Annotated in this window: 23 protein-coding genes; 10 read left to right on the forward strand and 13 right to left on the reverse strand. The window is 63.0% G+C overall.

The window, feature by feature from the left end; translation table 11 throughout:
- The 5 genes from BM002_RS06850 to BM002_RS06870 all read right to left on the reverse strand — a co-directional run.
- Positions 1-399, reverse strand: a 399-nt coding sequence (locus tag BM002_RS06850) for a GTP-binding protein (RefSeq protein WP_139212302.1), incomplete at its 3' end; no start/stop codon positions are given.
- A gap of 125 nt (positions 400-524) precedes the next feature.
- A complete protein-coding gene (locus BM002_RS06855; protein ID WP_139212303.1) occupies positions 525-1,082 on the reverse strand; it encodes a hypothetical protein in 558 nt (185 codons plus the stop codon).
- A gap of 55 nt (positions 1,083-1,137) precedes the next feature.
- Entirely contained in the window at positions 1,138-2,271 is a 1,134-nt protein-coding gene (locus tag BM002_RS06860) for a M48 family metallopeptidase (RefSeq protein WP_092778915.1), read from the reverse strand.
- The gene (locus BM002_RS06865) at positions 2,268-3,446 is read right to left on the reverse strand and encodes a DUF898 family protein (RefSeq protein ID WP_092778917.1); all 1,179 of its coding nucleotides are present in this window, start codon (positions 3,444-3,446) and stop codon (positions 2,268-2,270) included. Before BM002_RS06865 ends, BM002_RS06860 begins: the two co-directional genes overlap by 4 nt.
- Before the next feature lie 3 nt (positions 3,447-3,449).
- Positions 3,450-5,768: a DNA topoisomerase IV subunit A gene (locus tag BM002_RS06870; protein WP_092778919.1), complete on the reverse strand. Its 2,319-nt coding sequence runs from the start codon at positions 5,766-5,768 to the stop codon at positions 3,450-3,452.
- Positions 5,769-5,947: 179 nt separating this feature from the next.
- Here BM002_RS06870 and BM002_RS06875 point away from each other — a divergent pair, with 179 nt between their 5' ends.
- The 6 genes from BM002_RS06875 to BM002_RS06900 all read left to right on the forward strand — a co-directional run bounded on the left by BM002_RS06875 (position 5,948) and on the right by BM002_RS06900 (position 10,013).
- Entirely contained in the window at positions 5,948-6,487 is a 540-nt protein-coding gene (locus BM002_RS06875; RefSeq protein WP_092778921.1) for an SH3 domain-containing protein, read from the forward strand.
- 85 nt (positions 6,488-6,572) lie between these two features.
- Positions 6,573-7,394 carry an SDR family oxidoreductase gene (locus BM002_RS06880; RefSeq protein ID WP_092778923.1) on the forward strand — a complete coding sequence of 274 codons (822 nt, stop codon included), beginning with the start codon at positions 6,573-6,575 and terminating at the stop codon, positions 7,392-7,394.
- Between the two features lie 48 nt (positions 7,395-7,442).
- A complete protein-coding gene (locus tag BM002_RS06885; protein WP_092778925.1) occupies positions 7,443-7,646 on the forward strand; it encodes a twin transmembrane helix small protein in 204 nt (67 codons plus the stop codon).
- A 4-nt stretch (positions 7,647-7,650) separates the two neighbouring features.
- Positions 7,651-8,223 carry a cob(I)yrinic acid a,c-diamide adenosyltransferase gene (locus tag BM002_RS06890; RefSeq protein WP_092778927.1) on the forward strand — a complete coding sequence of 191 codons (573 nt, stop codon included), beginning with the start codon at positions 7,651-7,653 and terminating at the stop codon, positions 8,221-8,223.
- A gap of 105 nt (positions 8,224-8,328) precedes the next feature.
- The gene (locus BM002_RS06895; RefSeq protein WP_092778929.1) at positions 8,329-9,087 is read left to right on the forward strand and encodes an electron transfer flavoprotein subunit beta/FixA family protein; all 759 of its coding nucleotides are present in this window, start codon (positions 8,329-8,331) and stop codon (positions 9,085-9,087) included.
- Positions 9,087-10,013 (forward strand): electron transfer flavoprotein subunit alpha/FixB family protein, encoded by a 927-nt coding sequence (locus BM002_RS06900; RefSeq protein WP_092778931.1) that lies wholly within the window; start codon positions 9,087-9,089, stop codon positions 10,011-10,013. Before BM002_RS06895 ends, BM002_RS06900 begins: the two co-directional genes overlap by 1 nt.
- A gap of 61 nt (positions 10,014-10,074) precedes the next feature.
- Here the strand turns inward: BM002_RS06900 and BM002_RS06905 are convergent, their stop codons facing one another.
- Positions 10,075-10,893 carry a DUF6473 family protein gene (locus tag BM002_RS06905; protein ID WP_139212304.1) on the reverse strand — a complete coding sequence of 273 codons (819 nt, stop codon included), beginning with the start codon at positions 10,891-10,893 and terminating at the stop codon, positions 10,075-10,077.
- A 160-nt stretch (positions 10,894-11,053) separates the two neighbouring features.
- On the opposite strand from BM002_RS06905, the gene BM002_RS06910 reads away from it, so the two are divergent.
- Complete coding sequence (locus BM002_RS06910; RefSeq protein WP_092780392.1) at positions 11,054-11,929, forward strand: 3-hydroxybutyryl-CoA dehydrogenase; 876 nt, start codon at positions 11,054-11,056, stop codon at positions 11,927-11,929.
- Here BM002_RS06910 and BM002_RS06915 read toward each other — a convergent pair.
- From BM002_RS06915 to BM002_RS06945, 7 genes are all read right to left on the reverse strand, one after another.
- Positions 11,896-12,771 carry a lysophospholipid acyltransferase family protein gene (locus tag BM002_RS06915; protein ID WP_092780395.1) on the reverse strand — a complete coding sequence of 292 codons (876 nt, stop codon included), beginning with the start codon at positions 12,769-12,771 and terminating at the stop codon, positions 11,896-11,898. The genes BM002_RS06910 and BM002_RS06915 overlap by 34 nt on opposite strands.
- A 20-nt stretch (positions 12,772-12,791) precedes the next feature.
- Positions 12,792-13,061, reverse strand: a complete 270-nt coding sequence (locus BM002_RS06920) for an HPr family phosphocarrier protein (RefSeq protein ID WP_092778935.1) — start codon at positions 13,059-13,061, stop codon at positions 12,792-12,794.
- 27 nt (positions 13,062-13,088) lie between these two features.
- Positions 13,089-13,481, reverse strand: a complete 393-nt coding sequence (locus BM002_RS06925; RefSeq protein ID WP_092778937.1) for a PTS sugar transporter subunit IIA — start codon at positions 13,479-13,481, stop codon at positions 13,089-13,091.
- Entirely contained in the window at positions 13,478-14,398 is a 921-nt protein-coding gene (rapZ, locus tag BM002_RS06930) for an RNase adapter RapZ (RefSeq protein ID WP_092778939.1), read from the reverse strand. Before rapZ ends, BM002_RS06925 begins: the two co-directional genes overlap by 4 nt.
- Before the next feature lie 91 nt (positions 14,399-14,489).
- Entirely contained in the window at positions 14,490-14,939 is a 450-nt protein-coding gene (locus BM002_RS06935; protein WP_342707302.1) for an HPr kinase/phosphorylase, read from the reverse strand.
- A gap of 9 nt (positions 14,940-14,948) precedes the next feature.
- Positions 14,949-16,697, reverse strand: coding sequence for a sensor N-terminal transmembrane domain-containing protein (locus BM002_RS06940; RefSeq protein WP_092778943.1), 1,749 nt, complete (start codon positions 16,695-16,697; stop codon positions 14,949-14,951).
- A gap of 11 nt (positions 16,698-16,708) precedes the next feature.
- The gene (locus tag BM002_RS06945) at positions 16,709-17,410 is read right to left on the reverse strand and encodes a response regulator transcription factor (RefSeq protein WP_092778945.1); all 702 of its coding nucleotides are present in this window, start codon (positions 17,408-17,410) and stop codon (positions 16,709-16,711) included.
- 315 nt (positions 17,411-17,725) lie between these two features.
- Here BM002_RS06945 and BM002_RS06950 point away from each other — a divergent pair, with 315 nt between their 5' ends.
- The 3 genes from BM002_RS06950 (at position 17,726) to BM002_RS06960 (ending at position 20,481) form a co-directional block, all read left to right on the forward strand.
- On the forward strand, positions 17,726-19,321 hold the full coding sequence (locus BM002_RS06950) for a phosphoenolpyruvate carboxykinase (protein WP_092778947.1): 1,596 nt from the start codon (positions 17,726-17,728) through the stop codon (positions 19,319-19,321).
- Entirely contained in the window at positions 19,306-19,824 is a 519-nt protein-coding gene (locus BM002_RS06955; protein WP_175484828.1) for a DUF3859 domain-containing protein, read from the forward strand. The genes BM002_RS06950 and BM002_RS06955 overlap by 16 nt, the downstream gene beginning before the upstream one ends.
- A gap of 138 nt (positions 19,825-19,962) precedes the next feature.
- On the forward strand, positions 19,963-20,481 hold the full coding sequence (locus BM002_RS06960) for a DUF3859 domain-containing protein (RefSeq protein ID WP_092778951.1): 519 nt from the start codon (positions 19,963-19,965) through the stop codon (positions 20,479-20,481).
- Position 20,482: the final 1 nt, after the last annotated feature.

Genomic DNA, 20,482 nt, shown 5'->3' on the forward strand with positions numbered 1-20,482 from the left:
GACCTTGTTCATGTAGACGACCATGTGCGGGATGCCGACCTGGCGACCCAGCAGGATGTGCTCGCGCGTCTGCGGCATCGGGCCGTCGGCGGCGTTCACGACCAGGATCGCGCCGTCCATCTGCGCCGCCCCGGTGATCATGTTCTTGACGTAGTCCGCGTGGCCCGGGCAGTCGACGTGCGCATAGTGACGCGACTCGGTCTCGTACTCCACATGCGCCGTCGAGATCGTGATCCCGCGCGCCTTCTCCTCGGGTGCGCCGTCGATCTGGTCATACGCCTTGAAGTCGCCAAAATACTTCGTGATCGCCGCCGTCAGCGTCGTCTTCCCGTGGTCAACATGGCCAATCGTGCCAATGTTAACATGCGGCTTGTTACGCTCAAACTTTGCCTTCGCCATGATGGATCCCTGACTTGAAAAGTGGGACCCGGAAAGGCCCCTGTATTGCATCGCGGGCCGTCTAACGGGATGGGGGCCGCTTGGCAAGACCGCAAGGCCGCCATGATCCCGATGTCATCGGGGCGTCAGGTCGGCAGGCCGAAAACCTCGGGGGTGCGCAGCATCCACGCCTGAACCTTGCGCGCCATGTTGCGCGCCAGGGTGACCATCTGCTCGTCCGCCGTCTTCATCAGGCCGGACCCCAGAAACAGGGTGTCCGCGCCCTCGAATGTGGTGATCTGCTCGGGGCCCGAGATCTTTTCCTGCGGCTCGGCTGTCCAGAGGTTCGCCGACACCACGAGAATCGACTTGGGCGTCAGAACCACGGGAATACCCGGCGGCGCCAGGGCATATCCATCGATGTTCAGCGCGATGATGTAATCCTTGCCGCCCGAGTACCGCCCGAAGCGGCGTTCGATCTCGGCGTTCATCACGCGCTTCCAGTCTTCGGTCGATGCATCGCGCGTCGGCGGGATCTTCTTGGCGTTCTCGGCGACCGTGATGGCGAGGGCGAGCTGGAAATCCCCCATCTCCCGCTGCTCTTCCCCAAGCGGGTCGGGCACGGCGCAGCCCGCCAGACCGGCCATGCCGCCAAGCGAAAGACCTGCAAAAGCCCTGCGGCTGAACGTTTCGTGCATCGTCATTCCCCTGCCCTTGTCCCTTGATCGGTGCTAGCCGCCCCCTTTGCGAAGGGCAAGTCTAGCCGCAGATATCCCGCAGCGCCTGCCAATCCTTGGGCGTCAGGGCGGGCTGGCCGATATCCGGATCGCCCACGCCCGCCGACGCCTCGATCCGGGCGGCAAGCTGCGGATGGCTCGAGAAATGGGCCACCAGCCCTTCGGCCTCGCCCCAGACGTCGCGGGCCCTCTCGAAAAACGAGCCCAAAGCCGATGGCGGCAGGCCCGTCGCGGTCAGTTGCCCATGGGCGAAATCGTCCGCCCGCGTCTCTGCCCCGCGTGAATAGTTCGAGGTAAGCGCCTGACCCGCCACGCCCGTCAGGATCCCACCGCCCGTCAGATCCCCGATCAGCACGGCGAGAACCGCCTGACTGCTGGCCGATTGCAGGGTATGCCGGACCGGATCGTCGTGGACCACATGGCCGAGTTCATGGGCCAGCACGGCGGCGACCTCTTCGGGGGATTCGGCAAGCTGAATCAGCGAATTGAAGAACGTGATCCGTCCGCCAGCGACCGCGAAGGCGTTGAGGACGGGGTTCGCCCGGTCATCCAGAACGACGACCTGCAAGGGATAGGGCAGATCGACATCCGCGCTGACCCGGTCGACCATGCGGTCGAGCGCGGCCTGCCCCTCGGGGTTTGTGCATTCTTCAAGGGTGCCGAACGGGCCACCGAATGCCTCTCGCAGAAGCTGGTAGTGCTCTTCTCCCATGGCCACTTCGGCCGTGGGGTTCATGAAGCGCGCCAGCACGGCTGCCATCGCGGGCAACACCGCGAAGATCAGCGCCGACAGCATCGCCGCCCCCGCAAGGGATACCAGGATCGCACGTGGCCAGAGACGTGGGGCGTTGAGCGGTCGGTTCAGGCCCCGACCCAGACTCTCCATGAGGTCCAGTCCGGCATCGTCCGACACAACCACCCGCGATCCGCTGGCAAGCGAGATGCCATAGGACTGTGCCCGCCCCGGCGCCTGATCGGGAAGCTGGCGGATGGCATCGACAGGCCAGGCAAACGCCGTGCCGTCGGGCAGATCGATCCGAAGACTGTGCCCCTTGTAGTCGCTTTCGAACGTCAGGCGGACCCGTTGCTTCAGGGCCCGGTCGCCATCAAAGAAATCGCCGTAGACCGGGACTGCATCGGACCCAAAATCGCTCATATTCCCGACCCCATGTCGAACAGGTTCGCAAAGCCATCCGCATCCGCCATATGGGCCGCCTCGCCGCGCTGGATCATGTGGATGTCCCCGGCCCCAAAGACGTCGAGCGTTCCGGCAACGTGGCGGAAGAGCGGAAACGTCACCATCGCGATGCCAAGGGCACCCCGAAGGACAAAGAACGTCAGGTAGAACAGCGCGAGGGCCAGCGCGATGAGATAGGGCGACGCATCCTCGAGTCGGCTCCAGTCGATCTGCGATGCCGTGCCCGCCGCGAAGGCCCCGGTTGCGATGGCCAGACCGATCACCGTCGCCACAAGCAGGACGCCTGTCAGCAGCCAGCCAAGAAGGTGGATCAGGATGACGACGCTGGTCCGGGGATTCACGCGAAGCGCGATCCCGTCGCCGCAGCGCAAGCCGGACGCAAGGATACGGAACGAGACGACGCGCCAGTTGATCCACGCCCAGACAAGGAAAAGCGCTGTGCAGAAAATTCCGATTGAGGCCGCATCATACCCGGCTTCGGCCAGAGCGATGAACAGGATGGTGCCGTAGAGCCCGGCGAGGACGAGGCCGAAGGGCGCGTATAGGTCTCGAACCTGCGCGACGAAGCCGAAACGCTGATCGCCGAAGAACGTCCGCTCGGCCCGGTACCGCCAGAGCCGATGCGCCCGCAGGGGCACGAGAATGCCCAACGTCAGGACCGAGGCCAGGGACCAGCCGACCGCCCGCACCGCATATCCCGCCGCCCCCGGCTCCATCGAGAATGCAATGCCGCGCCAGCGGGTGTGATTGAGCAGGTACCTCTGGCCGCGGTACTTGGCGAACCAATAGACCGGCAAGAGCAGGGCAAAAGCGGCAAATGTCCCCGGACCGGGCGAGCCCGCGAGGTTCAGTGATGCAAAGATCAGAACCATCACCACAAGGCCCAGATAGATCGCGACGATCACGGCGGCGATCACGAAGCCCATCAGCTTTTCGAGGGGCCGTCCGGCATATTCGAACGGAGCGCCGCCCACCCGGAGCGAAGACCAGATCCAGCGGCGGATCCGTGTGCGCCCCCAGAAGCTGTAGAGACCCAACGTGAGCACGGTCAGCGCGGTCGTCTTGAACACCAGCGCCAGGAGGTGCCCCCGCCCGCCGTCCATCTGCGCCGTCAGTGTGTCATTGGTCGCCATCCGTCAGGCAAAGCGGTTGTCACGCGGGAAACCGCGTGGGGCCATGCGACCCGCCTGTGCGCGTTGTCCCAACCATTCGGTCAGGTCCGTCTCATGGCGCGTCCGCCCGCCGCCATCGGGCCACTTCAAGCCGTCGGCAAAGGTCAGAACGGTCACATCGCTCAAGCCGCCGTCCTTGAACTTCTGCAGGCGCACACCCTTGCCGCGTGGCATTTCAGGCAGGTCGGCCAGCGGGAAGACCAGCATCTTTCGATTGTCTCCGACGCAAGCCACGTGGTCGCCCTCGGCCACCACGGGCCGCAGGGCGGACACGCCCGGCTTGACGTTCAGCACCTGTTTTCCGGCCCGTTTGGAGGCGATCAGCTCGTCCTCGGGCACGACGAACCCGTCGCCCGCAGAGGATGCGAGCAGGAGCTTGCGCCCCGGCGTATGGATCAGGATGTCGACGATATCGGTCTCGTTCGGCAGGTCGATCATCAGGCGCAGAGGCTCGCCCATGCCACGTCCGCCAGGCAGGTTCGAGGCCTGCACCGTGAAGGCGCGTCCATCGCTGCCCCAGACGACCAGCTTGTCCGTCGTCTCGGCGTGGAACAGGAATGCGGGGCCGTCGCCGTCCTTGAACTTAAGCTCCTTGTCGAGCGGCTGATGCCCCGACAAGGCCCGGACCCACCCCATTTTGGAGCAGACGACGGTGATCGGCTCCCGCTCGATCATCGCTTCCAGCGGGACTTCGGCGATTTCGACCGCTTCCGCAAAGGACGTGCGACGGCGCCCCAGATCGGTGGCCTTGCCGAACTGCTTGCGCACTTCGCGCAATTCATCCGCGATGGTCTTCCACTGCAGCTCATCGGTCTGCAGCAGATCGTCGAGGCCCGCACGCTCCTCCATCAGCGCGTCCCGCTCTTTCAGAAGCGCCATCTCTTCCAAACGCCGCAAGGCCCGCAGGCGCATGTTCAGGATCGCCTCGGCCTGAACTTCGGTCAGGCTGTGCTCGCGCTTGGACGGCAGGGGCGAGCGATAGTCGCTCTCGTCCTTGGCCCGCGCCGCGGGTTCGCCCCAGGGTTCGAACATCAGCGCCTCTTTGGGGGCATCGTCATAGCGGATGATGTCGATGACCCGGTCGAGGTTCAGATAGGCGATGATGAAGCCTTCGAGCACCTCGAGCCGCCGGTCGATCTGCTCCACCCGGTGTTTCGAGCGGCGCAGCAGCACGTCACGACGATGGTCGAGGAATGCCTGCAGAACTTCGCGCAGGCTGCAGACCTTGGGCGTGACCCCGTCGATCAGCACATTCATGTTGAGCGAGAAGCGCACCTCCAGTTCGGACACGCGGTAAAGCGTCGCCATCAAGGTCTCGGGGTCGACGTTGCGCGATTTCGGCTCCAGCACGATGCGGATGTCGTCGGCACTTTCGTCGCGCACATCGGCCAGGATCGGCACACGCTTGGTCTGGATCAGCTCGGCCAGCTTCTCGATCAGCTTGCCCTTCTGCACCTGGTACGGAATCTCGGTGACGATGATCTGCCATTGCCCCTTGCCCAGATCCTCCTGCTCCCACCTTGCCCGCAAACGGAAGGCGCCCCGCCCGGTTCGATAGGTTTCGAGGATCGACTCGCGCGGCTCGACGATGATGCCGCCCGTCGGAAAGTCGGGACCGGGCACATGATCCAGAAGCGTCTCGTCGCGCGCATTCGGGGATTTGATCAGATGCAGGCAGGCCGCGATCAGTTCGTCCATATTGTGCGGCGGGATGTTCGTCGCCATGCCGACGGCGATACCGGCCGCGCCATTGGCCAGCAGGTTCGGATAGGCGGCGGGCAACACAACAGGCTCCTGCAAGCGCCCGTCATAGTTGTCCCGGAAATCGACTGCGTTCTCGTCCAGGCCAACCAGCAACGCTTCGGCCGCGGCGGTCATGCGTGCTTCGGTATAACGGCTGGCGGCGGGGTTATCGCCGTCGATGTTGCCGAAGTTGCCTTGCCCGTCGACCAGCGGATAACGCACCGCGAAATCCTGGGCGAGGCGCGCCATCGCGTCATAGATCGCCGTATCGCCGTGGGGATGGAAATCGCCCATCGTGTCGCCGGAGATCTTCGCGGACTTCAGGAACCCGCCCGTCGATGACAGCCGAAGCCGCCGCATGGCATAGAGAATCCGCCGATGAACCGGCTTCAGACCGTCCCGCGCATCGGGCAAGGCCCGATGCATGATCGTGGACAATGCGTAGGTAAGATAGCGATCGCCGATGGCGACGCGCAGCGGCTCCGACGCGATTCCCGGCGTGTTCTTGTCCACATCTTCGGTGTCGTCATGGTCATTCATGCCAGATGATGTATCCAGCAGGTCCCCGCGACACAAGCAGCACAGTCGCCGCAGAAAGCGATTGCCGCCTTTGGAATCTGTTGAAAATGTGTTAACCCACTGACATTGAATGCCCGCTGCCATGGGCTCTTTTACCGTTCGTAATTGTGTCTCTTCTTGGGGAGGGAAGATCTGCCGCCATGATTAAATTGACTTTCACGCTCGCGGCCGCGCTGTACGCCGGCTTCGTGATCTGGGGCCAACCCGAAACATCGACGTCCATTGCCGCCGTTGACTCCGCCCCTGCGGGCAGCAACGCAGATTTTCTTGCGCCCGTGGTTCTGAACCGCAACGCGCAACCCGCACAGGTTACGCGTTCTGCCGTCGGCGATGGCGGTGTCCCCGACGCCTCCGTGATCGCCGCGTCCGCCCCCGAGCCGACGTCGGGAAGTGGCCCGCGCCTCATCGGTGAACCCGTTGTCGTCAATCTGATCGAGCCCGCCGCGCCGGTCGTCGTCACCGCCCCGCAGGATGTCGACCCGGACCGGCTGTTCCGGGTCACGGGATCGCGGGTGAACATGCGTTCGGGGCCGTCGACATCGAACCGCGTCGTCGACAGCCTGCCCGGCGGAACCCTGGCGGAAGCCATCAGCGAAGAGACCGACGGCTGGATCGAAATCCGGGACACGGCCACCGGCAAGACCGGGTTCATGTCGGTCCGCTTCCTGGAACCGGCCTAAACGGCAACAGCGTTTTCCAGTCGAACGGGTGTCGTCATCGCGGCACCCGTTTTCTTTTGTCGGGGCGCCTGCTAACGCCTGAGGCATGACACGATCCATCCTCATCACCGGATGCTCGACCGGCATCGGCCACCACGCTGCCCACGCCCTCAGGGCGCGCGGCTGGACCGTGTTTGCCGCCTGCCGCAGGGCCGAGGATTGCGCGCGGCTGACCGACGAAGGGTTGATGTCGCCCCTCATCGACTACGAGGAGCCCGAGACGATCATCACCGGTCTGACGGATGTGCTCGAGGCCACCGGCGGCTCTCTCGATGCGCTTTTCAACAACGGGGCATATGCCATCCCGGGGTTGGTTGAAGACCTGCCCACGGCCGCCCTGCGCCAGACGTTCGAGGCCAATTTCTTTGGCTGGCACGAACTCACGCGTCAGGTCATCCCCGTGATGCGGGCGGCGGGTCATGGCCGGATCGTCCAGAATTCCAGTGTCCTGGGCTTTGCCGCCGCCCCCTGGCGCGGGGCCTACAACGCGACCAAATTCGCGCTCGAAGGCCTTACGGACACTTTGCGGATCGAGATGCGTGGCACCGGAATCGACATCATCCTGATCGAGCCGGGCCCGATCACATCACGGTTCCGGGCCAACGCCCGGCGCCAGTTCGAACATTGGATCGATTGGACATCCTCGGCCCGGCGCGCCGACTACGAGAAGGTGATCGACCGCCTCAATCAGGACAGCACCGCCCGGTTCGAACTGCCGCCGGACGCCGTGACCAAGGCGTTGATCCACGCGCTCGATGCCCCGCGACCCAAGGCCCGCTACCGCGTGACGGTCCCGACCACCCTGGCGATGGTGACGAAACGTCTGCTGCCGACGTGGCTGATGGACAAAATCGTGTCGAATTCCTGAACCGACGCCTTATGTGGCCCGTCAAAGACTTGTACTGAAAGGCATCCGATGCGTGACGATCCCCTCTTTTATGTCGTGGCAGGTGCCTGTCTTGTCGTTCTGGTCATCTTGCTGTTCGGCATCGGCGGTTTCGCCAAAGGCGGCGAATTCAACAAGAAGCACGCCAACAAGATCATGCGCATGCGCCTGATCGCGCAGCTTGTCGCGGTGATCCTGCTGGTCGGGTTCGTCTGGATCAGATCGAAAGGATAGAGCCATGGTCGTATTATCGAAAATCTACACGCGGACCGGCGATGCCGGCACGACGGCCCTCGGGGACGGCACGCGGGTGCCCAAGACCTCGGCCCGGGTCGAGGCCTATGGCACCGTGGACGAGGCCAATTGCACGATCGGCATGGCGCGCCTGCATGCCGAAGGCGACATGGACAAGCAGCTGGCGATGATCCAGAACGACCTCTTCGACCTCGGCGCGGACCTGTGCCGCCCCGGCATGGACCGCGACGGCGAGGCGGAGTACCCCCCGCTGCGTCTTGCGGCGGCCCAGGTGGATCGGCTTGAGGCAGAGATCGACGCCATGAACGCCGCGCTGGAACCGCTTCGCAGTTTCGTCTTGCCAGGCGGGTCGGCCCTGGCCGCGCATCTGCATCTGTGTCGGACCGTGACCCGCCGCGCCGAACGCCTGTCGGTGGAGCTTGCCGGTCAGGAAGACGTGAACCCCGCCGCGGTGAAATACCTCAATCGGTTGTCGGACTGGTTCTTCGTCGCGTCGCGCATCGCCAATGATGACGGACGCGCCGATGTCCTGTGGGTTCCGGGGGCCAATCGCTGACCCAGAAACGGTGCGTCACAACGCGTCAACCGGTCGTTTTCGGTCTGTGCCCGACACTATCCTTACGGTAACACCAGCCAAAGGCTGCTGCAGGAGGAGACCGCCATGAAGGTGCTCGTACCCGTCAAACGGGTCATCGATTACAACGTCAAGGTTCGCGTCAAGGCGGACGGGACCGGCGTTGATCTGGCCAACGTCAAGATGTCCATGAATCCCTTCGACGAGATCGCCGTCGAAGAGGCCATTCGCCTGAAAGAGGCGGGAACGGCAACCGAAGTTGTCGCCGTGTCGATAGGCGTCAAGCAGTCGCAGGAAACGCTGCGCACCGCGCTGGCCATGGGTGCCGACCGCGCCATCCTGATCGTCGCCGCCGATGACGTTCACAATGATATCGAGCCGCTGGCCGTGGCCAAGTTGCTCAAGGCGGTGATCGACGAAGAGCAGCCGGGCCTCGTGCTTGCGGGCAAGCAGGCCATCGACAACGACATGAACGCGACGGGTCAGATGCTTTCTGCCCTTCTCGGCTGGTCGCAGGCAACCTTCGCCTCGGAAATCAAGGTCGAGGGCGACAGCGCGGTCGTGACGCGTGAAGTGGACGGGGGTCTGCAGACGATCAAGGTCAAGATGCCCGCCATCGTGACGGTCGACCTGCGCCTGAACGAGCCGCGCTATGCCTCGCTGCCGAACATCATGAAGGCCAAGAAAAAGCCTCTCGATGAAAAAACCGCCGCCGACTACGACGTCGATGTCACGCCCCGTCTGGCCATCGTTAAGACGACCGAGCCTGCGACGCGCAAGGCAGGCGAGATGGTCGGATCGGTCGATGAACTGGTATCGAAACTCAAAGAAGCGGGGGCTGTGTGATGACTGTTCTTCTGTTGGCCGAAGTGTCCGAAGGCGCGCTGGCGATCGATGCCGTCGCCAAGACCGTGTCGGCGGTGAAATCCCTGGGCGACGTGCATGTCCTGGTGGCCGGCAAGGGCGGCGATGAGGCCGCTGCCACCGCCGCGACACTGGACGGCGTGACCAAGGTGCTCTTTGCACCCGACCATGCGCTGTGTCATGGCATGGCGGAACCGACTGCGGCGCTGATCGTGTCGCTGGCGGGCGACTATTCCCACATCGCCGCACCCTCGACCGCCTTCGCCAAATCGGTGATGCCCCGTGCGGCCGCGATGCTGGACGTGATGGTCATTTCCGAAGTCATCGGCGTCGTCGACGCGGACACCTTCGAGCGCCCGATCTATGCGGGCAACGCCATCCAGACGGTGAAATCTTCGGATGCCACCAAGGTGATGACCGTCCGCACGGCGACGTTCGACGCGGTCGGGACCGGTGGCAGCGCTCCGGTCGAAGAGGTCGCGCTGAGCGACACCGCAGGTCTGAGCGAATGGGTCGAAGACAAGGTCGCGGCCTCGGATCGTCCCGACCTGACCTCTGCCGGCGTTGTGGTTTCGGGCGGTCGCGGCGTCGGGTCCGAAGAGGACTTCGCCTTGATCGAAAAGCTGGCCGACAAGCTCGGCGCCGCCGTCGGCGCATCGCGGGCGGCCGTCGACTCGGGCTATGCGCCCAACGACTGGCAGGTGGGCCAGACCGGCAAGGTCGTGGCGCCGGATCTTTATGTCGCGGTCGGCATTTCGGGTGCGATCCAGCATCTGGCCGGCATGAAGGACTCCAAGATCATCGTCGCAATCAACAAGGACGAGGAAGCGCCGATCTTCCAGGTCGCCGACTATGGCCTGGTCGCGGACCTGTTCACCGCTGTTCCGGAACTGATCGAAAAAATCTGATCGCGGGACATTCGGCAACGAACCAGGCGTCCGGATTTTGGGCGCCTTTTTCGTTGCGCGGTCAGGCCGCCAATCCGTTCGACCGGCGCACAGCCTTGGCGAGCGCCTCGGCGACACGCGCATGGCCTTCGGGTGTCAGCATCTGACCCGCGGCATCGCGTTCCTTCTCGGGGAAGGTCATCTCATCCAGGCTGGCGTCGGACATCGTATCGCTGACATCGCATTGGACGACACGGTCAATAGAGCCCTCAAGCTCCTGCAACATGTCGATGGTCACAAACAGCGGCTCCGGCCCCAGGCCCCGGTCGTTGTTGTTCTCGATCATCAGCAGGACGCGTTTGCCCGGTATCCGCGAAAACAACAGGCGCATGCGCGCGACCCAGGCCTTCTGCAACTCGGCCTCGACCTTGGCGAAGCGTCCGGGAGACCGGGCCTTGAGACTGGAGAGCATATGTCTCGTGAAAGAGAAATCGCTGAAATCCACGTCGCGGAACAGCTGCGTCATCTGGCTCGATTGCTTGAGGAACCGGTCGTTGCGACGCGGATGAACGGTGTAGTAGCGGTTCGACATGTTGTGCGCGCCCATGGCCTGCACCACGACCGTTTCCGCGTTTGCAAGAACGCGCAGCACACCGTCATCGAGAACGAAGGCATCGAGGCCACCGTTCAGAATGCCCAGATTGACCACGCGGCGCCCGGTTCGTTCCGCAAGCTGGTCCGTGAACGGATCATCCACATATTTGCCATAGACTTCGGAGCCGCCAACGACGGCGGTGTAGGGCCCGTCCAGCGACACGCGCGGCCCCCGAAACTGAATACGGGACGTGTCATACCGGCAAGGGTAATACTTTAATCCTTCCGCGGGGTCCGGCTGGGTCATTTTGAGAGAGTCCGTGCGATTCGGTCGTCGCCACAAAATTCGCAGGTGCCCCTTACCGAATGGTTGACCCCCCCATTCGTTGAAAATTGTCCGGGGCACGCGGCCGCTTGCCCCGCCCCCTCCCCCTGCTATGGTCCGGCCGACACACGGAGAGATCGGCATGGACATCAAACGCATTGGCATCGTCGGCGCAGGGCAGATGGGCAACGGGATCGCCCATGTCTGCGCCCTTGCGGGCTATGACGTCCTTCTGAGCGACGTGCGGGACGAGGCGCTCTCCGAAGCGCTGACCCAGATCGGTCGGAACATGGACCGCCAGGTCAGCCGCGAGAAAATCAGCCAATCGGACCGCGACGAGGCGATGGAGCGGATTGGTACGACGCTGAAACTGACGGATCTCGGCCCGACCGACCTGATCATCGAAGCCGCGACCGAACGCGAAGACATCAAGAACGCCATCTTCGCCGAACTGGTGCCCGTCTTGAAACCCGAGACGATCCTGACGTCGAACACCTCGTCGATCTCGATCACGCGCCTTGCCAGTCGCACGGACAGGCCGGAACGCTTCATGGGCTTCCATTTCATGAACCCGGTTCCGATCATGCAACTGGTCGAACTCATCCGCGGGATTGCCACGAACGAAGACACCTATAACGCCTGCCAGAGCGTTGTGACCCGCCTCGACAAGACCTCCGCCACGGCCGAGGACTTCCCGGCCTTCATCGTCAACCGGATCCTGATGCCGATGATCAACGAGGCGGTCTATACGCTCTATGAAGGGGTCGGAACCGTCACATCGATCGACACGTCCATGAAATTGGGCGCGAACCATCCCATGGGCCCGCTGGAGCTGGCGGACTTCATCGGTCTCGATACCTGCCTTGCGATCATGAACGTCCTGCATGACGGGCTCGCCGATACCAAATATCGCCCCTGCCCCCTGCTGACGAAATACGTCGAAGCGGGATGGTTGGGTCGCAAGACGAACCGCGGCTTTTATGACTACCGGGGCGATACCCCGACGCCGACCCGCTGATCCAGGCCCAGGGTCAAAGCCCGCAGCCATTCCATGAATTGCGTCGGCGTTTCGGCGCGCCGAGCCAGATCTCGCGGGGATAGAGGCGTTCGCACCGTCGGAGATTGCGGCCGGTTGAGCGCATGAACCACCTCATGCAGCAAAAGCCCCTGTCGAAGCGTCGCGGACAGCCGGTTCGCGATCTGGTAGGCGCGCGAATTCTCACCCTGGAAATGCACCGGCAGAACCGACGCGCCGCTGCGCCGGATCATCTTGGCCGTGAACGAATGCCAGGGCTTCTCGACCGCCGGACCGAACGCGGTATCAGAGGCGGCGACGGACCCCGCCGGGAAAACGACGATGGCCCCGCCCCCCGACAGGTAATCCATCGCGGCCTGCCGCATTTCCAGGTTCTTCTCGCGTGCGTCCGCTTCGTGAGGAAAGGGCACGGGGATCATGAAATCGGCAATCTCCGGCACGCCCGTCAGCAAACTGCGCGTGAGGATCTTGTAGTCGGTACGAACCTGCCCAATCAGGGCCGCAAGGACCATGCCATCGACAAGTCCGTGGGGATGATTTGCCACCACGACCAGCGGCCCCTTGGCCGGAATACGGGCGATCTGTTCGGACGGCGTCTGTACCGTGATGCCCATCACGCGCAAGGCATGGGTGAAGAACGCCTGTCCGGTCTCGACCCCCTCCTTCTCGAACCTTCGGATCAACTGCAACAAACGCGGCTTGCCCGTCAGCCATTCGACAAGACGGATGGTGTTCGCCTGAACCGGGTTGGTGAAGGTTCCGGCATAACTCAACTTGCCACGGTCATAGGGTGTATAAGCCGACGCCGGATCGGTCCGCGCCATCTTCCCGAAGGAGATGTCGCTCACATGCCTTCCCCGAAGAAGTCCGCGACCAGCGCCTCCAGCGCCTCCATCAGGGGTTCGGCGTCGGCGCCCGATGTCTCGACCTCGATCTGGCTGCCGCGCGCTGCGGCCAGCATCAGCAACCCCATGATCGAATCTCCGGCGGCTTCCATGCCGTCCTTGCGGACCTTGGCAGAAGCGTCGAATGTCTCGACGGTTTCGACGAACTTGGCCGAGGCACGCGCGTGCAGGCCCTTTTCGTTGACGATCTGCATTTTCCGTGTCGGCATCCGTATCCCCCTGCCCCGCCCCCTTCGTCAGGCGGCCGGACCCTGTGCGACATCCATGTAGCGGGTTCCGGCGTCCTTGGCCAAGGTCAAGGCGTCGCGCAGTGGTTTGCGTCGGGATCGTGCCAATTTGATCAAGGCGGGCAGATTCGCACCATAGAAGATGACGCGATCATCGGGCCGACAGGCGCACAGCGACAGGTTAGATGGCGAGCCGCCGAAAATATCGGTGACGATCACCACGCCATCGCCCGCATCCACGGCATCGGCCGCGGCGCAGATCTCGGCTTCCTTTCCGGGTCGATCACAGGCGGCGGCCACGGAAACCGCAAGCAGCCCCTCTTGCGGGCCGATCACGTGTTCGACCGCGCGCCGGTACTCTTCGGCAAGCCCACCATGGGCGACGATTACAATGCCGATCATGCGGCGCCTTCCCCTGTGGCCGTGTCCCCCGGCCCCTTGGCGATCGTTTCCGCACTGCGGCGATCGAGTTCCCGATGACGTTTAGACACCTGCCACCCTTCCTCAGCAAGGGTTTCCGCCAGCATTTCCGTGACGGCAACAGAGCGGTGTCGTCCACCCGTGCACCCAAGCCCGATAGCCAGATGCGCGCGCCCCTCCTCGCGGTAGGCGGGCAAAAGCGAAACGATCAGGCCGCTGACCCGGTCGTAGAAGTCCCCGAACCGGGGGTCGCCGACGATGTACGCACGGACCGCCGCGTCCATCCCTGTTCCGGCCCGCAGGTCCGGTACCCAATGGGGGTTGGCTAGGAAGCGGACATCGAACACCATGTCAAGACCACGCGGCACGCCCCTCTTGAAGCTGAACGACTGGATCGACACCGCCAACTGGCGCGCATCGCGTCCGAACCAGCGGAGCACCTCGTCTTTGAGATCGTGAACCGTCATCGCAGTTGTATCAATAACGACATCGGCGTGGTCGGCCACCGAGCCGATAATCGAGAGTTCACGCGTGACACCCGTTTCCGCGTCTTCAGAAGGCGCCAGGGGGTGCCGACGCCGAGTTTCCGAAAACCGCGCCACAAGGGCGTCCCGGGCGCAGTCGAGATAGAGCAATCTGGCCAGCATCGCTGGATCGGAGCGCAGTTTCGCCGCAAGCGAGATCAGCGCATCGACGCTGAAATCCCGGTTCCGGATGTCGATCCCCAAAGCCAGAGGACGATCCGTTCCCGCCTCAAGCAAACGGGCCACCATTGAGAGCGGGAGGTTGTCGATCACCTCGTAGCCGGCATCTTCGAGCACGTGAATCGCAGTTGTCCGCCCGGCCCCGGAGGGACCGGTCACAAGGATCAGGTCGGTGGCGTCGACCGAGGACGTCATGAAACCTCCGGTTGCGGTAGCGCGTAGATAATAGCTGACCGCGGCAGGAGTAGGGCCGCCGGTACGATTGTCGCGGGGTCGTGAACGCGGGTCATTCTGCCCGCATCCAAATCAGGATCTTTGCCGCAAGATCCGCAGTTGTCGGATGTCGGACAAAAGGCACTTTGCCGCCCTCTGGCCCCCATGTCTCACCTTCGGGAAGTCGCGGACCTGATGCCCCGAGCAATACCGCCAGAGCGAGTGGGGCGCTCCCGACAACCGGCGTCGCAGCGATGCCAAAGCCCCGTAATTCCATCGCTTCCGGTGCGCCTTCGGGGCGCAAACAAGTGGTCCCTCGGGCCGTCGGCTCCAACACCACAAGGTCGTCCGAGATCAGTCTACCCCCATGGGCGATCAGCTGTGCCGCAAGACCGCTTTTTCCTGCACCCGTCGGCCCGAGTAGAAGAACCGCGCGTTGCCCAAGGACAACCGCGGTGCCGTGCACACAAAATCGACCATCGGGCAACGGAGACATCTGGGGAATATCCGTCGCAGTTGGCATCGGCCCGGATCAGACCGGAAGGCCGACGACGAACCGCGCGCCCAGGGGCTCCGATGTGATATCCATGTCGGTCGGGCGGATGTTCTCGGCCCAGATGACGCCGCCATGCGCCTCGACGATCTGCTTGGAGATCGCCAGACCAAGGCCCGAATGGTTGCCGAACTGCTTTTCGGGACGTTCCGAATAGAAGCGGTTGAAGACCTTCGTCAGCGCAGCCTCGGGGATACCGGGCCCGGTATCCTCCACCACGACGAGGACGCGATTGTCGCGGCGCCGCAGCCAGACGCGGACGGCGTCGCCTTCTTCGCAAAAGGACATGGCGTTCGTGATCAGGTTCACGAAAACCTGCGCCAGACGCGCCTCGAGCCCCATGATGACGATGGGCTCCTTGGGAAGATCGGTGATGAATTCGATATCCTGAAGCTCCGCCTCCTGGCCATGATAGACCGCCAGGTTGGAGATCATCTTGACCAAATCGAACGGCTCCTCCTCCTCCTTGACGAGCTCGCTGTCGAGTCGGGAGGCGTTCGAGATATCGGAAACGAGGCGATCAAGCCGACGAACGTCATGTTCAATAACTTCGAGAAGGCGCGTGCGCTGATCGTCATTCTTTGCCAGGCGCATGGTCCCCACGGCCGAGCGCAGCGACGCCAGAGGATTCTTGATTTCATGCGCCACGTCGGCCGCGAACTGTTCGTTCGAGTCGATGCGATCATAGAGCGCCGCAACCATTCCACGCAGCGCGCCCGAAAGGCGGCCAATCTCGTCCGGGCGAGCCGTCAGGTCAGGGATACGGACGCGTTGCGGCGACATCTTGCGGGCATGCTTGTCCCGCCCCAGTTCGGCGGCGGCCGACAGGTCGGACAGCGGATTGGCGATCGTCGATGCCAGAACAAGGCTCAGCCCGATCGACACCAGAAGGGCGATGACGAACATCTGCAAAAGTTGTTCCCGCTCGACCCGGACAAGCGCGTCGATCTCGCCCGCGCGGGTCGTCACGGCAATCGTCCCCATGGCAAGCCCGTCCAAGGTGATGGGCGTCGCCACGGTGAAAAGTTTGCCATCTCCGCCATTGTAGCCGCGGATCGACGTGCCGTTCGCTCCCGTCTCGGCAACCAATGCGGTCGCCACTTCGACGGGCGTCGGCATCTCGGCGCTGGAGCGGGTGAAGATCGACGAAGCCACTTCCCAGACGGAATTGAGGGCAGACGTGATGATCGTGGTCTTCTGATTGGCTTCGCTCAGGCCCGCGACCTGGGCCGAAGCCAAATCTCCGGTCGCATTCGCGATCAGAGAGCCTGCGACATCGAAGACATGCACCTCGACGCCGCGCGGCAATTCTATGCTGTTGAGCAACGCGGGCACGTTCACGCCGTCGCCTGCCGCAAGGCTGACCGGGGCGCCGGAGGGCAGCGACGCCTCGAAGACGTCCGCGATCAACAGGGCCTCGGTGACCAGACCCTGTTCGCGCTGAACCAACAAACTGTCGCGCGACGGGTTCAGGAAGAGAACGCCGACGACGAGCAGCAGAATCGCCAGCAAATTGAACAGGATGATCTTCCGCGCCAACGGCGACCGATCCAGCGAAAAGAAACCCCGCCGAGCGCGTGCCGCGGCCAGCTCGGTCTCGCCACTGGATACCGGACGCTCCCAATCCTCGCCAAGAACGACTTCGCCCTCGCGCGCAGGCTTGCTGCGGCGAAAGCGACTGCGCTTGGGCGCATCGGAGACAACATCCATATCGGTCACGGAAGCCATACTAGCCCCGCTTATTCTTCGTTGTAACGGTAGCCGATGCCATAAAGCGTCTCGATCGCCGAAAACTCAGGGTCGGCGGAGCGCATTTTCTTGCGCAGACGCTTGATGTGGGAGTCAATGGTCCGGTCGTCGACATAGACCTGGTCGTCATAGGCGACGTCCATCAACTGATCGCGGGATTTCACGAAACCGGGACGCTGTGCCAGCGCCTGAAGCAGCAGGAACTCGGTCACGGTCAGGGTGACGTCACGCCCATTCCACTTCACCGCATGGCGCAGCGGATCCATCGACAGATTGCCGCGAACCATGACCTGCGTGTCTTCGGGTGTTTCCGTCTCGTCGGAGGCAATGGCCTCCTGCCGACGCAGGATCGCGCGAATACGCTCGACCAGCAGACGCTGACTGAACGGTTTGCGAACATAGTCGTCCGCGCCCATGCGAAGGCCCAGAACCTCGTCGATCTCGTCATCCTTGGATGTCAGGAAGATCACCGGAACGGACGATTTCTGCCGGACACGCTGCAACAGGTCCATGCCATCCATGCGTGGCATCTTGATATCGAACACCCCGAGGTCGGGCATCTGCCGACTGAACGCGTCGAGGGCGGACTGCCCGTCATTGTAGGTTTCAACCTCGAAGCCTTCTGCCTCAAGAGTCATAGATACTGACGTCAGGATGTTCCTGTCGTCATCGACCAGCGCGATACGCGACATGCCAATGTCCTCTGATTGCCTGCTTTACTGCCGTATTTTTTCTTACCGTCCACGAAAAACCCCACAAAGATCAACCGAAATCGCCCATCGGGTGATTCGCTGACCAGACTGTGGCCCCCTTGCCATTAAGGCCAAGTTAAATCCGGTGGCACTTCGGCCACATGATTGCGCTATCGGCTGAGGCTGGTGGCGCTAACGCCCTCTGCCCCCGCCGGGTCTGGAGTGCTACGGAGGACCTACGGGAGGCCCAAGCTGTTTGTCATTTTCGGCAAATGGCTCGACACATGAGGTTTTCCGATAGTCAGGAGCAAGACAATGACCCACCGCGTAAACCCCGCGCAGACGCTGGAGACCCAAGGCATCACGGGACTCGGGCGGGTCTATTACAACTTGCTCGAACCCGCGATCATCCAGGAGGCGCTGGCCCGCAACGAAGGCACCCTGGGTCAGGGCGGATCGTTCCTCGTGACCACCGGAAAATTCACTGGCCGGTCCCCCAAGGACAAGCACATCGTGCGCAGCGCCACGACCGAAGGCACGATCTGGTGGGACAACAACGCGCCCATGTCGCCCGAAGGATATGACCGTCTGAAGGCCGATATGCTGTCCCATATGAAGGGCCGCGACTATTTCGTGCAGGATCTTTTCGGCGGCGCGGACCCGGCCCACAGGCTGGACGTGCGCGTGATCACCGAGCTGGCCTGGCACAATCTCTTCATCCGCCATCTGCTGCGCAGGCCGGACGCATCGGAGCTCGAAAGCTTCGTGCCCGAATTCACCATCATCAACTGCCCCGCGTTCAAGGCAGACCCTTCCCGGCACGATTGCCGGTCAGAAGTGGTGATCGCGTTGAACCTCGACACCAAGGAAATCCTGATCGGGGGCACCGAATATGCAGGCGAGAACAAGAAGTCCGTGTTCACGCTTCTGAACTACCTGCTGCCCGAAAAGGGCGTGATGCCGATGCATTGCTCGGCCAACCACGCGCTTGACGACCCGGCGGATGCCGCCGTGTTTTTCGGCCTGTCGGGCACCGGAAAGACCACGCTTTCGGCCGCGCCCGACCGCACATTGATCGGGGACGATGAGCACGGCTGGTCCGAAAAGGGCATCTTCAACTTCGAAGGCGGCTGCTATGCTAAGACCATCAACCTGAGCGCGGCGGCAGAGCCCGAAATCTTTGCCACCACCAAGAAATTCGCCACCGTAATCGAGAATATGGTCTTTGATCCCGACACGCTGGAGCTGGACTTCGAGAACGACAGCCTGACGGCGAACATGCGCTGCGCATATCCGCTCGAATACATCTCCAATGCGTCGGCAACTGCGCTAGGCGGGCATCCGAAGAACGTCGTGATGCTGACCTGCGATGCCTTCGGCGTTCTGCCGCCGATCGCACGGCTGACGCCGGCGCAGGCGATGTATCACTTCCTGTCAGGCTTCACCTCCAAGGTGGCCGGCACCGAGCGCGGCGTGACCGAGCCGGAGCCGACGTTCTCCACCTGCTTCGGCGCGCCCTTCATGCCGCGCAGGCCCGAGGTCTATGGCAACCTGCTGCGCCAGAAGATCGCGCAGTTCGGGTCCGACTGCTGGCTGGTCAACACCGGGTGGACGGGGGGCGCCTATGGAACCGGCTCCCGCATGCCGATCCGTGCGACGCGTGCGCTGTTGACGGCGGCGCTCAACGGGTCGCTCGCCAAGGGTGAATTCCGCCGCGATCCGAATTTCGGCTTCGACGTCCCGGTGTCGTGTGAAGGGGTGGCGGACATCCTGCTCGACCCGCGCCGCACCTGGGCGGAACCCTCCGCCTATGATGCGCAGGCCAAGAAGCTGGTGGACATGTTCGTCGCGAACTTCGACAAATACGCCGATCACATCGACGAGGACGTGAAAGCGTGCGCAATCGGCTGACAGCCCTGACGTTCTGCCTCGCCCTTCTGGGCGGGGCCTTTCCGGTTTTCGCGCAAGTTCAGTTGGTCGAAACAGGGATCATCTGCCCCGATACCCGCGAAGGGCGCCTGATCGATGCCCCCGGAACCGAAGCCGGTTTCGTGCGCGTTCTCGACGGTCTGGACTTCGACATGCCGGGCCGGATTGTACCGCTGGTGCCCGATCTGGCGTTCGGGATCCGTGTGCGGCTCAAGGACGACGTGCCCCGAGACGTGACCATGATCACGCGGCATCCGCCGATGGGCGCGAATGGCGTGACCGAGCAGGTTCACATCTCGACGCTTCCGGCAGATGACACCTATATTCGCGTCTACTCCTTCGATTTCGATTACGAGATGTTGCCGGGCGTGTGGACGCTTGCCGTGGCCGACGGAGATGATCTGCTGCTCTCGGTCGATTTTGAAGTGGTCGAAGCCTATGATCCGCGGATCGACAACATCTGCGGATTCTTGCTGCAAAGCTGAGCCGTGCTTCGCTATCCGGCACGTCCGTGTTGCGGCAGAGAGCCGCGGAAGCCTGAACATTGCGTTCAGCGTTCTTGACCCCTCTGCCGCGAGAGTGCAGGACATCGCATCGGGAATTCCGGTCTGTTGAAGGATGTCATGCTGCGTTCTGTTGTTTTTGCCGCTGTTGTTGGCCTCGCCGCTGCAACGTCCGCTCAGGCCAAGGTCCGACTGGTCGAAGCCGGGATCATTTGCCCGCGCGAAAGCACCGGCGCGCTGATCGACGCCCCCGGAACCGAGGCGGGGTTCATCCGCCGCATCGACGAAGGCCTGACCTTCGACCTGCCCGACCGGACCGTGCCGACGCTCGACAACCTCAGCTTCGGATTTCGCACGGCGCTGAAGCCCGGTGTGGGATCGCAGGCCGTCACCGTCGTCGTGACGCATCCCCCCATGGGCGAGCGCGGCGTCATTCGCGAGGAATGGGACGACGTGATCGAGGCCGGAAGCCAGAGCCTGAACCTCTTCACCTTCGAATTGCCCTACGAGAAAGTGCCCGGTGCCTGGGTCTTCTCGATCGAGATCGATGGCGAACCCGTGGTCAGCGTTCCGTTCGAAGTGACCGAGGTGAACAATCGCGGCCGGATCGAACAGGCCTGCTTCCAGTTCCTGTCCTGAA

Origin of the sequence: Jannaschia pohangensis (genome assembly GCF_900113875.1) — a bacterium.
Lineage (GTDB): Bacteria > Pseudomonadota > Alphaproteobacteria > Rhodobacterales > Rhodobacteraceae > Jannaschia > Jannaschia pohangensis.

Excerpts from the sequence above, each read along its gene's own strand:
- BM002_RS06855 (WP_139212303.1), bottom strand. The coding sequence starts at position 1,082 with ATGACGATGCACGAAACGTTCAGCCGCAGGGCTTTTGCAGGTCTTTCG.
- BM002_RS06860 (WP_092778915.1), bottom strand. The coding sequence starts at position 2,271 with ATGAGCGATTTTGGGTCCGATGCAGTCCCGGTCTACGGCGATTTCTTT.
- BM002_RS06865 (WP_092778917.1), bottom strand. The coding sequence starts at position 3,446 with ATGGCGACCAATGACACACTGACGGCGCAGATGGACGGCGGGCGGGGG.
- BM002_RS06870 (WP_092778919.1), bottom strand. The coding sequence starts at position 5,768 with ATGAATGACCATGACGACACCGAAGATGTGGACAAGAACACGCCGGGA.
- BM002_RS06875 (WP_092778921.1), top strand. The coding sequence starts at position 5,948 with ATGATTAAATTGACTTTCACGCTCGCGGCCGCGCTGTACGCCGGCTTC.
- BM002_RS06880 (WP_092778923.1), top strand. The coding sequence starts at position 6,573 with ATGACACGATCCATCCTCATCACCGGATGCTCGACCGGCATCGGCCAC.
- BM002_RS06885 (WP_092778925.1), top strand. The coding sequence starts at position 7,443 with ATGCGTGACGATCCCCTCTTTTATGTCGTGGCAGGTGCCTGTCTTGTC.
- BM002_RS06890 (WP_092778927.1), top strand. The coding sequence starts at position 7,651 with ATGGTCGTATTATCGAAAATCTACACGCGGACCGGCGATGCCGGCACG.
- BM002_RS06895 (WP_092778929.1), top strand. The coding sequence starts at position 8,329 with ATGAAGGTGCTCGTACCCGTCAAACGGGTCATCGATTACAACGTCAAG.
- BM002_RS06900 (WP_092778931.1), top strand. The coding sequence starts at position 9,087 with ATGACTGTTCTTCTGTTGGCCGAAGTGTCCGAAGGCGCGCTGGCGATC.
- BM002_RS06905 (WP_139212304.1), bottom strand. The coding sequence starts at position 10,893 with ATGACCCAGCCGGACCCCGCGGAAGGATTAAAGTATTACCCTTGCCGG.
- BM002_RS06910 (WP_092780392.1), top strand. The coding sequence starts at position 11,054 with ATGGACATCAAACGCATTGGCATCGTCGGCGCAGGGCAGATGGGCAAC.
- BM002_RS06915 (WP_092780395.1), bottom strand. The coding sequence starts at position 12,771 with ATGGCGCGGACCGATCCGGCGTCGGCTTATACACCCTATGACCGTGGC.
- BM002_RS06920 (WP_092778935.1), bottom strand. The coding sequence starts at position 13,061 with ATGCCGACACGGAAAATGCAGATCGTCAACGAAAAGGGCCTGCACGCG.
- BM002_RS06925 (WP_092778937.1), bottom strand. The coding sequence starts at position 13,481 with ATGATCGGCATTGTAATCGTCGCCCATGGTGGGCTTGCCGAAGAGTAC.
- rapZ (WP_092778939.1), bottom strand. The coding sequence starts at position 14,398 with ATGACGTCCTCGGTCGACGCCACCGACCTGATCCTTGTGACCGGTCCC.
- BM002_RS06935 (WP_342707302.1), bottom strand. The coding sequence starts at position 14,939 with ATGCCAACTGCGACGGATATTCCCCAGATGTCTCCGTTGCCCGATGGT.
- BM002_RS06940 (WP_092778943.1), bottom strand. The coding sequence starts at position 16,697 with ATGGCTTCCGTGACCGATATGGATGTTGTCTCCGATGCGCCCAAGCGC.
- BM002_RS06945 (WP_092778945.1), bottom strand. The coding sequence starts at position 17,410 with ATGTCGCGTATCGCGCTGGTCGATGACGACAGGAACATCCTGACGTCA.
- BM002_RS06950 (WP_092778947.1), top strand. The coding sequence starts at position 17,726 with ATGACCCACCGCGTAAACCCCGCGCAGACGCTGGAGACCCAAGGCATC.
- BM002_RS06960 (WP_092778951.1), top strand. The coding sequence starts at position 19,963 with ATGCTGCGTTCTGTTGTTTTTGCCGCTGTTGTTGGCCTCGCCGCTGCA.